This window comes from Parafrankia sp. BMG5.11 (genome assembly GCF_004337455.1).
This window is the reverse complement of the sequence record NZ_SJXI01000056.1, coordinates 89,051-104,191: the sequence shown is the minus strand read 5'-3', so window position 1 is coordinate 104,191 and position 15,141 is coordinate 89,051. Positions and strand designations below refer to the sequence as shown.

Sequence of the window (15,141 nt, the reverse complement as noted above, 5' to 3'; positions counted from 1 at the left end):
TCTGACGCTCAGGAATCCAGCATGGACCCCGACGAGTGGGAACTTGCTGTGCACCTCCGCCGTTTACGCTGTAGATAAGACAGCGCTACGGGCGGGAGCGTACAGCAGTGGAGATGTATCGGTATCACGCGGTGGCGAACGGCCTGCGGACGGATCACCCGATCCCGGATCTGCCGTTCGTCGACGACGCACACATCCCTGTGGACGACCCGAAGGGGATCTCGGCGGTGGGCCGTCATCCGGGCGGGGAGACGTGGGGTCGCCAGGACCGGGTCCGTGAGGGCGGGTGGGTGGCGTTCACGACCGACCCGGGCCGTCATGACCTGTGCTGGATCGTGCGCTGGCATCCTGACCACGGGCGGTCGGTGGTGCTCTACCGGGACGACGACGCCTCCTCCCTGCACATGACCTACTGGGGGCCGGCTCTGCTGTACCGCGCTGGCGGCTACTGGTGGGACGGCGACAGCTGGTACCGGCCGGCGCAGGTGTGGGACGCGGCGGGTGAGACCTACGTGCGCCGCTCGGTGCCCGGGGCCACGACCGTCAGCGCGGCCGATCTACTCGCCGGTGGCGGGGATGCCGCCCGCGGGCAGGTGTTCGCCGTGGCGGACGTCGACGCGGACACCGGCCGCGTCGATCCCGCGCGGCTCGTCGCCCCGTGGCTGAACGAACTCGCCTGCTGGGCCGGGTACCGCCGTGGCGGTGCCCGGCCGTTGGCGGAGTGCGTGGTCCGCCTCGCCGCACCGGAGATCACCGGCGACCAGCTGGTCAGCCAGGCCGAACTCGCCACGATCGGCGGGATCGCCGCATCGACCCTGCGCGCCTACATCGCCCGCGGCGAGGGCGACGTCCCGCTGCCCCAGGCCACCGTGGGCGGGCGCAGCGTGTGGTCGCGACCAGTCGCCGAGGACTGGGCAGAGCGGCGGCGCCGCTCGGACGACGGCGTCAGGGAGACCATCCAGGCGACCCGGGGCGACGCGACGCAGCCCCCGGGGATCATCGATGTCTGGAACCGCTACGTCCGGATATTCATGTCGGGCCTGTGGGAGAACCCGAACCGGCGCCGGCGCTGGGCACTGCGCTGGCGTAGCGAGGCGGCCGTGCGTGACATCGCCGAGGACCTCGGCTGGTCTGTCGCGGCCGACCTCACCGGTGAGCGTCTGGTCCCCATGGCCGACCTGTCGATCACGATCCGCTACGCGATCCTCGACGAGTTCACGACCGGCAGGGAGCTCGACGCCAGCGCCGCCAGCCGCGTCGACATATACAAGCCCACCTTCTACGGGATCAACCGCCCGATCGCCGGGATGCTCGATTGGCTCATCCGCCACCGCCCCGCCCTCGCCGCCGCCACCATCGCCTCGGTGATCGGCGAAGCAGAACGACGCGGCATTCCCCGCGCCGTCAGCGAGGAGTCGATCCGTACCGCGCTGTCCCTGGACGGCACGCTCGACGCCGAAAGCTACGACGCCTTCCTTGAGCGAGTCCTGACGCCAGCAGACAGCTGATCCACACACGCCGACCCGTGATCCCGCAGGGCGCGGGATCACGGGATAGCTCTCCGTTGATCGTCATGGCCGGGGTGGTTGACACCACGGGCCCAGCGCTGCCACAGAAGCCGTGGAAAGCGGCTGTCGGGCGCTGGTGTCGGTGGCCAGCGGAAACTGCCTGCAGGTGGCCAAGTCGTCGGCGACGGCCACGCTGAGTGATGGTGCGACGGGGTTGAAGGCCGCCGATCGCACTACGTTTACAACGACCGTATTTTCGGGCAGTCCTGGTCGGGCAGGGCAAGACCGGCTTGGAGGTCGCGAATGATCGTGCCGAGTTGGCCTGATGTGAGGAGTCCGGGCCCGAGAGGACCTGACCGATTCTCGCCGACAGGCGGGAGGGCTCGCAGGGCGGCCCGGACCTCTGCCGTCATGTGATTGAGCTGCCAGCGGATCTCGTCCTTGACGGCTCCTGGCCGGCCGGGGGCCGCCAGGCCGGCTGCTTTGGCTGCATACGCGGCGGTGCCCAGTGCGTGCGCGCCCATGTGGCAGATGGCTACGGCTTGACCGGCGGCTCGGGCAGCGGCAGCTGCTGCGGGAGCCTTCACATCACCGGCAGCGACGCCACCCACGAATCGACGGCGGATTTCCTCGGCAGTGTTCAGCTCTCCCCGGGCGAACGCCCGGGTCCGGGCGATGGCAGCGCGAGGGCGGTCATCCTGTGGAGCTTCGGCCTCGAACAGGCCCAGAACCCGCTCTGCGCAATCGGCGGCCCATGCGGCGACAAGACGTCGGTCGGCTTCGCTGAGCGTCTGCGGAGATCCCACCACGCGAACTTTACATAGCTGATCAGAGGCGCCGAGCGTCATCTCCCAGCGCGAGCGCCTTGGCGGCAGCCGCCACCCGGAGTGAGGAAGTGGGCCGCCAGCGGGCCGTCCGCGGTGGCCGCCAGTGGGCAGATCCTGGTGGCCACCCACACGCTGGAAGGCTAGCAACCCGCACGGCCTGTCCTGTCCTTACCTGCCTTCCGGCAATGATTCTTCAACATCCCACTCGCGCTTGGTCCTGTTGCGCACGGTAGAGCGCCCATGCGCCCGCAGCCGAGGCTGTGCGTGAGGTCCACTCATCCGGGCGGCCCTGGGCGATCTCGGCCCACAGGCGTGCGTTGGCTTTGGCATACGCGGCGACGGCATCGGCGGGCGCGGCCGGCCAGGACGGGATCCGTCCTGCCCACGCTTCGGCCTGGGCGGCGGTGTGCCCGCCTTCGGCCATGAGCCAGACAAGCCAGCCCGCTGGGTCCAGCCAGGCCGCGCCCCGGGTCGCCCACGCCCAGTCCACCAGGTAGGCACGGCCCTTGATCAGGAGGTTCGCGCAGTTCCAGTCAGTGTGGAGCAACGCGTCGCCCGCGAACATCTCTGCTTCGGCCGGCTCGGTGACATATCCACGGAGGCGCTGCTCAGCTTGTTTGAGCGGCAGGTCCGGGCATTCGACTTGCTGAAGTCGCTGCAGGCACTCGACGATCAGGCGAAGGTCGTCGGAGCCCGGTCGGTAGTCTGCGTGCCGGCCGTTGATGTGCTCGAAACCGGACAGATCCCACCCGTCCACCTCGACATGCCACAGCAGCCGAGGAGACAGCCCGACCACGTGAGGGTTGATCTCACGCTCTCGACGTTGCGTGACGATCTGCCGATGATCCATCGGGAGGCCCTTGCAGAACACCGGTCCGGACCGCGTGTGCAGGGTGGCGGCGATGGCCGAGTTGAAGCCGCCCGAGGTCGTCGAGGCTGCCGTGACAGGCCCCGTATGGGCCTCCACCGCCCGCCGGACGGTCATGGGCAGGTCCTCCCATTTCATCCGGGACAAGGACATACAGATCCTCCCCATCGGGAGCAAGGGCGGTCCGCGCCTACAGTGGCGGCTCTGGCGGGTTGCCGTCGCGCGGTCTCGCGTGCCTACTTGACGCGTGCGTACACGGCGCCGGATTTGCCTGGGCCGTCCTGTCGAAGCTCGAACAGGTCGGTGGTGACCATCAGGTCCTTGAGCCGGCGGTATCCGTAGGTCTTCAGGACGATGGCGGGGTGCTTGCGGATGGCTGACCCGACAGCTGCCAGATGAGTCCACCCGTCGGGGCCGGGGTTCGTCGTGACCGCCTCACCGAGCCGGCTGACCAGCGCGGTATCCGCACGCAGTTCGGCGGTCGTCGCCCGGACGGGAAGCGCGACGGGGGCGGTCTTCGCCTTCTTCTTTGTCGGCGGGCTGGTGGCAGCGGGCCGCGGTGTTTCGGCAGCCGGGCTCGACCCGGACGTCTCGGAAACGCGCGCCGCCTGAGGTGAGGTCTGCGCCGGCGGGGCGCCCTGGGCGGGGACGGGCGCCAGGTCAGGCATCGAGGCAGGCGTGGGTAACGCTGCCGCTGCGAGGGTCTCGACGAAGATGAAGGTGTCGCAGGCGGCGGGCAGACCCGGGTTCGTCTTCTTCTCCTCGCCGAACCCGTGGACGGCCAGACCGCCCTCACGGATTCGCTCGGCCAGGCGGGTGAAGTCGCTGTCCGAGGAGACCAGGCAGATCCCGTCGACGGAGCCGGAGTGCAGCAGATCCATCGCGTCGATCGTCAACGCCAGGTCTGCCGCGTTCTTCCTCTTGACCGCGGCGAACACCTGCACCGGCCGGATCGACAGCTCCAGCAGGGTCCTCTTCCAGCTGCTCAGCGAGCCCGCCGACCAGTCACCGTAGGCGCGCTTGATCTGCACCTTCCCGTACCGGGCGACGTCGGTCAGCAGCGGCTCGACGGCCCACAGCGGCGCGTTCTCCGCGTCGATGAGCACCGCGAGCCGGGCCGACTCGACGCTGATCACCACGCTGGTCCTCCCGCTCGGCACCCGGCACCCGTGGCTACGGATGAAGGCTGACCGCTCACAGGATGACACGCGTCCCGGTCCGTGGACCGCAGCATCAGCGGATCCCCCAGACCTCGCCAACGACCTCCCTGAGGGCGCCCTCCGGATCACGCTGCCGACCGTCTGTGCCGGTCCGGGCAAATTCTGTCACACCTCGCGTTCATCCTGTGCCATGGAGGTGATGACGGATGTCATCGTTGGTAGGAGAACTCCGGGATTCTGACAGCCCGGTCACGAGGTATCTGCGGGAGACGTTCCCCCATCACAAGCCGATCCAGGCCGTCTACCGGGCGCAGGCAGGAACGGCCCGGCTGCTTCCACCCTCCGGGGCGGCAGGCGGGACACAGGGTGCAGCAATCGACTGGTGGCTCCGATTCCTGATCGACCCGGAGCCCTCGCCAGACCTGGCGGTGTGGAGCTGCCTGAGGGCCGGGCCGACCCCGTGGGCCCGCGCCGGGATGCAGATGCTGTACGCACTGGGTGGGGTCGACGACCAACTCACCCTGCACGCGATCGACCCTGCGGTATGGCGAGACCGTCCCGACCCGTGGATGGCCCGGCTCTGTTACGCACTGGCGCTGCTCGTCGAGCCCCTGCGCAACCCCGCCGCGCTGCTCGGATCACGGCTCATACAGCTCACGGAGGGCGCCGGCCCCCGCGACCTGGCGGCACTGGCCACCGCTGACGAGGTCACCGACCTGATCGCCATGCGAGACCTGGCCTGCGAAACCCTGCTACCCGCGCTGGCAGGCCAACCAGGCGAATCCGGGCCCACGTTCGCCGGGAGCGAGGACCTTCACGCCGACGCCGACCTGATCGTCGACGGGCTTCTGCTGGACATCAAGGCCGGCCAAGGTGGCAGCCCCCGCAAGGACGGCACACGGGCTATGAGTCTGTCCCGCATCGACCTCGACCAGCTGCTCGGCTACGCCCTGCTCGACTACCCCGACGAGTATGCCCTGCACTCGGTCGGCTACTACCTCGCCCGCTACGGCACGCTGATCACCTGGCCGCTGGTCGGCCTGTGCGCCGAACTTGCCGGCCACCCGATCGCCCTGCCCGACGCGCGCGCCGCGTTCCGCGACGTCCTGCGGGAGGAGCTGCCCGCCTACTGGACCCGCATCGGCAGGCACGAGCCGTCCCCGGAGATCCCGCCCGCCGGCGAGATCCAGTTGGATCTGCCCGCCAAACCTGCGCGGAGGCGCAGTCTAGGAACGCCGACCTGACCACACCCTGCCCCATCGCCGTGTGTGCCCTTTCAACACGCGGTCAGCGGGCCGCATCTACCCGTTGCAGCTTCTCCGCGATGGCGAAGTGCATAGCACGGCCGCTCCTCTCGGGGTGTCCAGTGGCAAAGCGCAGCGCCCGAGCGAGGTCGACGCAACAACGGGTCCGACAGCGGCCCGAGAGGATGGCCGAACCATCGAGGTCAAGTGCAGTAGGCGGCGGTGCTGGTGCAGGCTGTCAGGGAATTAGTCCCAGGCATCTGCGAAGATGATCCCTGAACGCTGACGTTCGCGGGGGGCGCACGATGAGAACCCGGTACCCGATGTGGCCGCCGGCGGTCGTCGAGGGGATCTGTGACATCCTCGGCCGCACGGACTGGCCAGGACTGACGGGCAGAGAGATCGATCGGCTTCTCACCATGCTCGGTATCGCGGACGTCCAGCCGGGCGCCAGCAAACGGGACCGGCTGTGGACCGCGCTGATGAGCAAGCAGCAGGCAAACCAGGCAAGCAACTGCGTCATCCGGTTCATCACCGAGGCGATGGCACCTGGCCGTTATCTACAAGATCCAGCCAGGTTCGAGGCTCTGCGCGATGGACTGGCTGAACCCCTTGCACTGGTCGGATGCCGGGTCAGCGACGCGGGTAAGGTGGCGCCCGCGCGGACCGCGACCACGCTGGACGAGGTGGCCGCGCTGGCGGGGCGACTACGGACCGAGCTCACCCGCCGTGGCGTGCATCCGCAGGTCACCCGGTACTGCGAGGAGGAGATCCTCCGGAAGTCGCTGTTCCACGCGGTCTTCGAAGCCACGAAGGGCCTCGCGGAGCGACTGCGGCAGCTCAGCGGGTCGCCCCTCGACGGCGCCGAGCTCGTCGACTTCTGCTTCGCTGTCAAGACTGGTCCCCTGCGGATCAACGGATTCCGTACCGAAACGGAGATCAGTGAGCACAAGGGGTTCGCGAACCTACTCAAGGGAGTGTTCGGAACTTTCCGGAACCCACCGGCCCACACTCCACGAGCCACAGCGGGCTGGACCATCACCGAGCCCGATGCCCTAGACCTGTTCTCGACGCTGTCGTTCCTGCACCGCCGGCTGGACAGCGCCACGGCGGTACCACGACCGTAACCGAACCTCTCACCGGGAGACCTCGGGGGGATCAACGACCGGCAGTTCGATGAGATCCTGGCCGACTTCTCCGATCCCCGTCTTGCCCCCAACTTCGACGATCCGATCCCGAGCTTCGGCACGGTGCGACCCGATCCGGATGTCGTGCGGCTCACGAGGGGCCTTAATGTGACGATCACATACATTGTGCGGAGGCAAGCAACATGGAAGAGAGGCGCGACCAAGTTCGGTTGCCAATTTGGGCACGTCCTGTGCCCTGGCTAGGATGGGGGCTCGCCACGGCGGTCACAGGCGTCTATGCCGTCCGGATCGGTTCACTTACCGGAGACGTGGTCGGAAAAATCATTTTTGTTGGAGTGTTCACTCTGTTGCCGACAGCGCTTGTCGCAACCTTCAAGCTCGATGCGCTAGCAGAAAATCGCGTTCCTATTCGCATCCGACTGCTCGTTCTCATCCTTCACGGCTCGTATAGTTGGTTCGCGGTGGGATGGCTAGCCGAAAGGGAAGACGCGAATTCAGTACTACATGGCACTGCGCTCGGAATCATGTCTTTGGCTGGAACACTGATTTTCGCCACGGTCATATGTCGCAGTCCGCGGCAGCACGATTCCCCTGCACGCCTCGCCGTCAGTCATGGCAGCAGAATAGATGACTAGCAAACTCCGTGACTGCCCACGCTGTGGATTGAAAGTGTGGGGCGAGCGCTGCCACGACTGCTGGATGTCGGATAACTCGCCGTCCGACCATGCCGGCTGGCACATCACACCGCAGAAGATGGAAGGAATTATCCTCGGCTACCAGACGGCGTCGCTGACTTCCGCAGTTCTTGCTGCCGGCCTCCTGCTTGTGGACCACTATGTTCTCGCTGCCTCGCTGCCTCGCTGCCTCGCTGCCTCGCTGCCTCGCTGGGCGCAATCACCATCCTCACCGGCTTCGCTCGTATCCTGTGCGAAGGCTGGTACGGAGGCTATGAGGACGCCCACGAGCAATTGACATGGGAAGCCGCACAGCGCAGACGCACCATCTACGATGCCAAGCACGGCGAAGCGAAGGCCAATGACCCTCCGCCTCTGGTGCGAGCTTGGCGATCGATCGTTGCGAAGCACGGCTCTTTACCTGGGGGTAAAGCAGGCTACATATACGTCATCAAATTCGATACCGGCGCTGTCAAGGTTGGGCGTACATCCCGCCCTTCTAGGAGAGTCTCTGAACATGACCGCGCTTGCCGACCTTTCGGTGTCGAGATCGAGGAAGTGTGGATCTCGCAGCCTCATGAAGGCTATGCGAACAGCGAACGGATGCTCATCGCGGCATGCAGCAAGATCGCAGAGCAGATCAGAAAAGAATATTTCCGAGGGGTGGATTTCATGGTCGCCGTCGACATTGCGCGTACCCTCGACGGGAACCCCTTGTAGCCCCACTGTGCCGCACACAAGGGCGGGGTACGGCGCGGTGGTCCTGCCCCGCACCGGCGTTCGCGCTGCAACCCCGATCCGCGAATGTCTGTGGCCGGTGTCATCCTGGGTAGATGCCACAACTGGCCGGTGCTGCCGGGGCCCCTGGAACGGCCCAGACCTCCGAGATCACCATGGTCACCCGCCGGGACCTCTTTGACTTCCTCCGGGACGAGGCCGGGCCGTGGTGGGGACGTCTCGACGAGATCACCTTCCTGGGACGGCTCTACGACCTCGACGCGATGCCCTCGAACGATCGTCGCCATGCCACCGCTGCTGGGGACATCGGCCAGCACCGGCTCGGCAACCTCGACTGGGAAGATGACTGGGTCTTCCACGATCCACGGTTCCAACTTGCTGATGGACCGGATCAGGTGCTGCTCGCCTTCCTGGCGGAGATGGCACACCCCCTGGTCCAGCCAGACACCGAGCAGGCGGCGAAGCTCATCACACGTCTGAACACGCTGTTAGCCCCCGATGGCTGGCAACTACGGACTAGCAGGTTCATCTCCGGCAGGCCCGTCTACATCGCGACCCGCACGCTGGCCGGGCCGGGACGCATGCTTCGCCTGAAGATCGAGAACGATGACGCCGGCAAGCTCGATCTCGTCCTTGGCCAGGTAGTCCACCTGCTCAGCGACAGCGGCGACACCCGCGCCCACAACCTACTCATGGCCGCGACCCTGACCCTGCGCCCTGATGGCGGCTACTACCACCCAACACCCGGAGACAACTGGACGGAAGCCAGCTCGGAAGCCGTCCTGACCGTAGACCCCCGCCTCATGGCCGAGTTCAGCAGCGACGTCAACAATCGAATCTGGTCAGTGTTGAAGACCGTGCTCGCGCACCACGGCCGCGACGATGTTGTGTCGTTCGTCGTCGAACCCGCGCCGTCGCCGATGCCCGCGCCCATGGCCGACTGGCGTCACCAAGCCGCCACGAACGCGCAGCGAGCGCCAAGTAACCAGGCCAGGCGCGAACGTGCTGAGGGCGGTTACCCCGAGGAAGACGGCCTCGTCTTCGGCAGTCGCGCCGAACACGTGGTCTACCAGATCCTCATGGAGCTCCAGCGCAACACCCAGCCTCGAAGGACCTTCGCTGTGCTTCCGTCGCCGGGCACCAAGCTCCGTGACTCGGGCGTACGGACGCCGGACTTCGTCGTCATCGGCAACGGCCGCGCCACGATCGTCGAGGTCGACGGCCGGGCGCACTACGGCACCACCCGCAGAGCCGACGACCACACCCGCGACCGGCATTGGGAACGGTGCGGTGTCCACACCATCCGTATCTCCAGCGAGCAGACCGAGGACCCGGCAGGCCTCAAGGAACTGCTTCGCGATGACATCATCTGGCGGCTCTGGCCAACCTAAGCCCATGCGACGCCGATGAGAGGCCATCAGCATGGGCTGTCCTTGGCAAGGCGAGCACCGTTCCAGGTCGTGGAGTCGGCCATGCCCGCGCGGGCACAGCTTCCTCGCCATCGCGGGTTGTCGACGAGTACCAACGAGTACCGTTCATGCGTGGCCGAATCAACCTTTGATGACACAGCTGCCGGCTTCCGCGGGTCGTTTGCCGGCTATCTGCCCGGCTACCTTGCCGAGAACGAACGGACATCACCGGGCAGGCCCGATGGGATCTCCTACAACCAGTCACTCGCGCGGCGCTGGCAAGATTTGATCGACAGTGAGGAATCTCGCGAGGAGAGTCTGCTCCAGGAATTCCTGGAACGGCATCCATCGTTGCTGCCCGGTTCGCATAGCGTGGATGGCGACTCGGGACACCCTCCGTACCCGATGGCCGTGATCGCCAAGCCGAAGCTTCCCGGCCTCAGCGACCGGGAACCGGATTTCATGTGGCTCGCTACTGACAGCGCGTCACTGTACCCGATACTGATCGAGATAGAAACTCCGCACAAGACCTGGTTCTACGGCGAACGCGCAGAGATCCATAGTGATCTCACACACGCGCATGGCCAGCTGGCGGAGTGGAGAGCATGGTTCAGTAAGGGGCACAACCGTACTGCTTTCTTGGAATACTATGACGTCCCGCCGATGTTGGCTCGCCGCCAACTCGCCCCCCGCTATGTTCTTATTCATGGTCGTCGCAGTAATTTCGATCATATCCCGCGTAGGCGCGAGAAGCGCGCCGAACTCGCTAGACCGGACGAGCGACTGATGTCCTTCGACCGGCTCACTCCAGCCAAGAACAGCGTCTTGTACTCCACTGTCCGCAAAAGGCAAGACGGCTATCAGGTCATTGCTGTCCCGCCTAGCCTCACCCTTATTAACACCGGCGACGACTATAGTTGCATCTCTGGTTGGCCTAGTGCTCTCGATGACTGTGCCGACATGGCGCCCGGTCGGCGTGCCTACTTGAAGGAGCAGTTCGACCTTCTCACCCGAAACCCAGACGCATATGTCGAGTCAAGAGGAGGTCTCCGTGTCCGCCAGCCCAAATGGCTCTAAGCGCACCCGAGGCCAATGGGCACCGCGCCTGGCGAGGCTTTCCACGGCCCCGCCAGGCGCGAAAGGAACCTCAGATTTCCCGATCGGCGCGTTTGTGTCCGGCTGGCCCGGCCGCCCGGCGCGGGTTGGTGGGCAAGCTGCCCGCGAAGCTATATAGGGAATTCAGCTGACGACGCCGGGCGCTTGATCGCCTTCGATCCGGGTGTGAGTGGCGCTGCGTAGCTGCGCGACGAGCTTGAGAGTGGTGGGGGCACCGACGTGGAGCCGCTTTCGCAAGGTGTCTGCCGAGATCGGACGCTGATGATGCTGCCAGTGCAGCACATCCTCGGCGCGAGCTCGATGGAGCAAGTCTTGCTCACGCGCCTTCTTGTCAATCCGCCGCCGGTCCGACCTTTCTTCTCCTGCCCCAACTATCGGGGACGAGTTCTCCAGTGTTTCGTGTTTCGGGACGGTGGCTCCCCAGTCCTTCATTGATGGACCTGACGACACGGCGCTGAGTGCGGCTTCCTGGCTGTGTTGAACGGGCGTGGTGTCGGCCTCTCGGAAGCGGTGGCTAACCAGCCGCTCTTTGAAACTGGCCGACCTGACGTCCTACGCCGGTCGAATTGTACCGGAACCGTGCCATCTCGATAGTCACCTGGTACCGATCGGCGATCTCGGCGTGTGTCAGGCCTTGCCGGGCCGCCGAAACTAGCAGCGGCCTTGGGAGCAGGAGCGTGCCACCGAAGTTTGTGGCCTGTTCCTCTTCCTCTGGCCGGCACGTACGAAACGGGATTCCGTCAATCTCGCGCATCTCAGAAAGTTCATGCTTGAGAAGGATGTGTGAGAGCTCGTGCGCGATATCACTGGCACGTCGGCCAGGTGTCCGCAGCGGGCTAGTGATCACGAATTGACGACCGCCGATCTCGAACGTGGCTCCGGAGAACGAGTAGGTCTGAATACGCTCGATCTCTTCTAGCCGCGACATCTCTATTAGGTCGCCAGCGCTTACAATCTTGACGCCGAGATGGGTAGCGAGAGTATTGACGTCAAGGGCGTCGGTCTGCCGCAGCCCCATTTCCGCTCGGAGGCGAAGCGCTTCGCGTTCGGCGTTGGCTTTGAATCCGCGCGGTAGGCTCATAGCTGGCCGCTTTCGACTCGCTTCTCTAGCTCGTGGTGGATGTCGACGAGTATGGATCCGAGCCTTTCGGGGACTCCTGGTCGCATTGTCGACGCGGCGCGGAGGTGGCACGCTACAAGACTTCGCTTTGGTTCGACCTGGGCAGCCAGGGCGTCGTACATCTGGCGAATTACCGATGCAATGCTCGACGCGTGCTCCGGTGCCAGCCGTGGATCAGCGCTGAGGTGCGCGATCGCGACTTCCACCGGGGTATCCAATCGCTCGGCGATCGGGGTGAAGAAGCGGCTCGGTGAGACGCCCACCCAGGCACAGAGAGCCGTGAACGACGCGAGATCTGGCTGTGCACCCGCCTCCACGCGCGACATGGTGCTCACGCTGACACCGGCCTCGGCCGCAGCCTGCCTCAGCGATCTTCGACCACGGTGATCGCGAATGAGCGCACCGAGCTTCGCTGCGTCGAGCCGCTCCGCCGGGCGCGACTGTCCAGCCTCCTCCTCAGGCATGGCACCCGAGGCCGCAGGAGATCCGGGCTGTCCCATACAAGCGATGGTAGCCGACGAACGGCGCTCGGCTGCCCCGTCACCCCGATGTTGCGCAGCGCCGCATCGGTGTGCCAGGATCACGTCCACAGCGAAGCGATGTCGCTTTGCTGAGACAAGGAGGCGCTCATGACGAGCGACGCAGCACGAGACGAGCGGCACCGGACCGTGCAGATCACGATCGACGGCCGCCCGTTCGACGTCGATCCCGATCGGCACAGAACGGCAGGGGACCTGCTCCGCCTTGCCGGCCTGAACCCGAACGGGTACGACCTCGCCGTCGTCCGCGGGCACGGCGACGTCCACCGGTTCAAGGACACGGACCCTGTCGAGGTGCACCCGCGGGAGAAGTTCGTGTCGATCCGGCAGCGAGCCGAGGTCGCCTGATGACCTCCGCCGTCGCGACCGTGGGCGCCGACGCCTTCATCGCCGGTCTACACCGGTGCGACATCCAGACGACGGTGACAGCCTCGGTCGTCGTCTTCACAGTCGCGGCGGCGACCCAGTCAGGGGCAACCGACGTGGAGACCGGAGTAGCTGTATCCGAACTCGGAGCATGGCCTGCCGTGCCGCCTCACTGGATCCACCTCCCCACGACGGTGGCGCTGACGAACACCAACATCAACATGGATGAGACGTTGCCCGGGTGGGTGCGGCACTCCCGCCAGGTCGCCGGTTGGGGAGACGCCGAGGAGCCGGCACAGGCATGGCTGGCGCACGTCCGGAGCGTTCTTCAGGAAGCGGCATGACCTTCTCCGTAGCGATGCCCGGCACGATCGACAACGAGCTCAGCCGGCATCTCCTCCGAGCCGACGGCCAGGAGGACGTGTGCCTGGCGACGTACGCGACCTCCACCGGCTCGACCAGAACTACCGCCTTGGTAAACGCCGCGCTGCTACCGGAGCGCGGCGAGCGAGCTGTCCATGGCAACGCGTCGTTCACCGGCGACTACTTCGTCCGGGCGGCAGCCCAGGCTGCTTCGCGCGGTCGAGGTGTCGTGGCGCTGCACTCCCACCCCGGGAGCCGGGGATGGCAGCTGATGTCCCGTCCGGACCATGACGCCGAGCGGTCCTACGCCCACCTCGTTCAGCAGGTGACCGGCAAGCCGCTGGTCGGAATGACTCTTGCCGGGAACGGGGACTGGTCGTGTCGTGTGTGGGATGCCGCGGGAGTCCCGACGCACGGTGAGTCGGTCCGGGTCGTGGGTGACCACTTCCGGGTCACCTGGAACGACCAGCTCCGGCCGGCACCGAAGATAAACGGTAGGCAGGACCGCACCGTCTCAGCCTGGGGCGAGGAGACCCACGCCAGCCTCGTTCGCACCCGGGTACTCGTGGTCGGGGTCGGCAGTGTAGGGCTGGATGTTGGGCTGAGGCTCGCCGCCACCGGCCTCGTGCAGGTCGGCGTGATGGACTTCGACAGCGTGGAGATCGTCAACCTCGACCGGCTGGTAGGCGCGACCGCCACAGACGTTCGGCTGGCCCGAAGCAAGGTCGAGGTCGCCAGACGGTTAATGGTCCGAGCAGCCACCGCCACGAACCCCCAGATTGTCGAGCTCGATGCCAGCATCTGCGACCCAGCCGGACTCGCCGCGGCTTTGGACTACGACATCGTGATCAGCTGCGTCGACCGGCCTTGGCCTCGCGGCGTGCTCAACACCCTCGCGTACGCCGACCTGATACCCGTCATCGACGGCGGCATCGGTATTGACACCTTCGACGACGGCACCATGAGGAACGCGACGTGGCGTACCCACGTCCTGCTGCCAGGACAACCCTGTCTCTGCTGCAACAGACAATTGGACGCAGGCGAGATTCAGACAGACAAGCTGGGCCTGCTCGACGATCCCGCCTACATGAGCGGCGCAGGCCCCGAGGCACTACCCAAGCGGCAGAACGTCGCTGCCCTCGCCGCGGGCGTCAGCGCGAGCATCCTGGCCCAGTTCGTCAGTCTGACCGTGGCCCCTAGCGGCTTCGGTGTCCCCGGCCCACTCAGCTACGCCCTGTCCATCCACACACTTGACCACCTCCATTTTCCGATGAAGAAGGGCTGTGCCTTCGAGGCTGCCGTCGCAGCTGGCGACGACCGCCTCGTTCTGACGGGCGAACACGCTGCCGCTCGGCATATCCAAGCCGGACGCCGCGCGCAACAGGCCCGCCCCGTCACTCGGCTCCGACGGGCGCTCTCACGGGGGGCTCAACGCTACTACTAACCCGCCCTTCATCGGCGCGCGGACTTCGGACGCTAAGGAGGCTCCCGGCGGGCCAGGTATCTCGGCGTCGCGAAAACCTCACCATCGCGATGAGCTTCAACCCCGCTCTTGCGGGAACGGCATTGCACGAGTGCGGTTATGAGGAGTCGAGGAACCGCTGATGAAGGCGACGCCGGACGGCGGGGTCTCCCTGTGCCTGCCCCAGAATTCCAGTAGCCAATTTTCCGTGCAGTGCTTCCACCGATATTCGGCTCCCGCGAAATCAACCCACATGGCCGGGAAAACGACTAAGTATCGTTTCGGGGGATTTTCAGCTAACGTTGGGTGGTCGATCCCCCGAGCCTTCGATCTGCATATGGGTGTCGCTGCGGAGTTGCGCGACGAGTCTGCGAGCGGCGGGGGCACCCACATGGAGCCGCTTTCGCAACGTTTCTGCTGAGATCGGACGCTGGTGATGCTGCCAGTGCAATACATCCTCGGCGCGAGCCCGGTGGAGCAGGTCTTGCTCCCGCGCCATCCTGTCAATCCGGCGTCGATCGGACTTCCCTTCTCATCGCTTAACCGTTCAAAGCCCTACCTGTGAACGAAACCGGGGCAGCTTCAGAACGCCTGAAGTG

The 15,141-nt window shown here is 65.9% G+C and carries 14 protein-coding genes and 2 pseudogenes; 9 read left to right on the top strand and 7 right to left on the bottom strand.

Annotation, left to right across the window (positions count from 1 at the left end; all coding sequences use genetic code 11):
• Positions 1–113 precede the first annotated feature (113 nt).
• The gene (locus E0504_RS31995; protein ID WP_243657699.1) at positions 114–1,508 is read left to right on the top strand and encodes a hypothetical protein; all 1,395 of its coding nucleotides are present in this window, start codon (positions 114–116) and stop codon (positions 1,506–1,508) included.
• A gap of 239 nt (positions 1,509–1,747) precedes the next feature.
• On the opposite strand, the gene E0504_RS31990 is transcribed toward E0504_RS31995, so the two are convergent.
• The 3 genes from E0504_RS31990 to E0504_RS31980 all read right to left on the bottom strand — a co-directional run bounded on the left by E0504_RS31990 (position 1,748) and on the right by E0504_RS31980 (position 4,342).
• On the bottom strand, positions 1,748–2,314 hold the full coding sequence (locus E0504_RS31990) for a putative immunity protein (RefSeq protein ID WP_131626482.1): 567 nt from the start codon (positions 2,312–2,314) through the stop codon (positions 1,748–1,750).
• Positions 2,315–2,528: 214 nt separating this feature from the next.
• Positions 2,529–3,356, bottom strand: a complete 828-nt coding sequence (locus E0504_RS31985; RefSeq protein WP_131626398.1) for an aminoglycoside phosphotransferase — start codon at positions 3,354–3,356, stop codon at positions 2,529–2,531.
• Between the two features lie 83 nt (positions 3,357–3,439).
• On the bottom strand, positions 3,440–4,342 hold the full coding sequence (locus tag E0504_RS31980; RefSeq protein WP_131626397.1) for an NYN domain-containing protein: 903 nt from the start codon (positions 4,340–4,342) through the stop codon (positions 3,440–3,442).
• Between the two features lie 227 nt (positions 4,343–4,569).
• On the opposite strand from E0504_RS31980, the gene E0504_RS31975 reads away from it, so the two are divergent.
• The 5 genes from E0504_RS31975 (at position 4,570) to E0504_RS31955 (ending at position 10,653) form a co-directional block, all read left to right on the top strand.
• Complete coding sequence (locus E0504_RS31975) at positions 4,570–5,607, top strand: hypothetical protein (protein WP_207974623.1); 1,038 nt, start codon at positions 4,570–4,572, stop codon at positions 5,605–5,607.
• A 305-nt stretch (positions 5,608–5,912) separates the two neighbouring features.
• Complete coding sequence (locus tag E0504_RS31970) at positions 5,913–6,734, top strand: TIGR02391 family protein (RefSeq protein ID WP_131626396.1); 822 nt, start codon at positions 5,913–5,915, stop codon at positions 6,732–6,734.
• A gap of 989 nt (positions 6,735–7,723) precedes the next feature.
• A complete protein-coding gene (locus tag E0504_RS50630; RefSeq protein ID WP_165938673.1) occupies positions 7,724–8,149 on the top strand; it encodes a GIY-YIG nuclease family protein in 426 nt (141 codons plus the stop codon).
• Between the two features lie 113 nt (positions 8,150–8,262).
• Positions 8,263–9,558, top strand: coding sequence for a hypothetical protein (locus E0504_RS31960; protein ID WP_207974622.1), 1,296 nt, complete (start codon positions 8,263–8,265; stop codon positions 9,556–9,558).
• A 150-nt stretch (positions 9,559–9,708) separates the two neighbouring features.
• Positions 9,709–10,653, top strand: a complete 945-nt coding sequence (locus E0504_RS31955) for a Shedu anti-phage system protein SduA domain-containing protein (protein ID WP_165938672.1) — start codon at positions 9,709–9,711, stop codon at positions 10,651–10,653.
• Between the two features lie 162 nt (positions 10,654–10,815).
• Here E0504_RS31955 and E0504_RS31950 read toward each other — a convergent pair.
• The 3 genes and pseudogenes from E0504_RS31950 to E0504_RS31940 all read right to left on the bottom strand — a co-directional run.
• Positions 10,816–11,022 (bottom strand): annotated as a pseudogene (locus E0504_RS31950) (hypothetical protein); the annotation flags it as partial.
• 184 nt (positions 11,023–11,206) lie between these two features.
• Positions 11,207–11,773 carry an ImmA/IrrE family metallo-endopeptidase gene (locus E0504_RS31945; RefSeq protein WP_131626392.1) on the bottom strand — a complete coding sequence of 189 codons (567 nt, stop codon included), beginning with the start codon at positions 11,771–11,773 and terminating at the stop codon, positions 11,207–11,209.
• Positions 11,770–12,276, bottom strand: a complete 507-nt coding sequence (locus E0504_RS31940) for a helix-turn-helix domain-containing protein (protein ID WP_131626391.1) — start codon at positions 12,274–12,276, stop codon at positions 11,770–11,772. The genes E0504_RS31945 and E0504_RS31940 overlap by 4 nt, the downstream gene beginning before the upstream one ends.
• Positions 12,277–12,441: 165 nt before the next feature.
• Between E0504_RS31940 and E0504_RS31935 the strand changes: the two genes are divergently transcribed.
• The 3 genes from E0504_RS31935 to E0504_RS31925 are packed head-to-tail and all read left to right on the top strand — an operon-like array spanning position 12,442 to position 14,524.
• Positions 12,442–12,699: a hypothetical protein gene (locus E0504_RS31935; protein ID WP_131626390.1), complete on the top strand. Its 258-nt coding sequence runs from the start codon at positions 12,442–12,444 to the stop codon at positions 12,697–12,699.
• Positions 12,699–13,061 carry a hypothetical protein gene (locus tag E0504_RS31930; protein ID WP_131626389.1) on the top strand — a complete coding sequence of 121 codons (363 nt, stop codon included), beginning with the start codon at positions 12,699–12,701 and terminating at the stop codon, positions 13,059–13,061. Before E0504_RS31935 ends, E0504_RS31930 begins: the two co-directional genes overlap by 1 nt.
• Positions 13,058–14,524 carry a ThiF family adenylyltransferase gene (locus E0504_RS31925; RefSeq protein WP_165938671.1) on the top strand — a complete coding sequence of 489 codons (1,467 nt, stop codon included), beginning with the start codon at positions 13,058–13,060 and terminating at the stop codon, positions 14,522–14,524. Before E0504_RS31930 ends, E0504_RS31925 begins: the two co-directional genes overlap by 4 nt.
• A 310-nt stretch (positions 14,525–14,834) precedes the next feature.
• Here the strand turns inward: E0504_RS31925 and E0504_RS52435 are convergent.
• A pseudogene (locus tag E0504_RS52435) lies at positions 14,835–15,053 on the bottom strand (hypothetical protein); the annotation flags it as partial.
• Positions 15,054–15,141 lie beyond the last annotated feature (88 nt).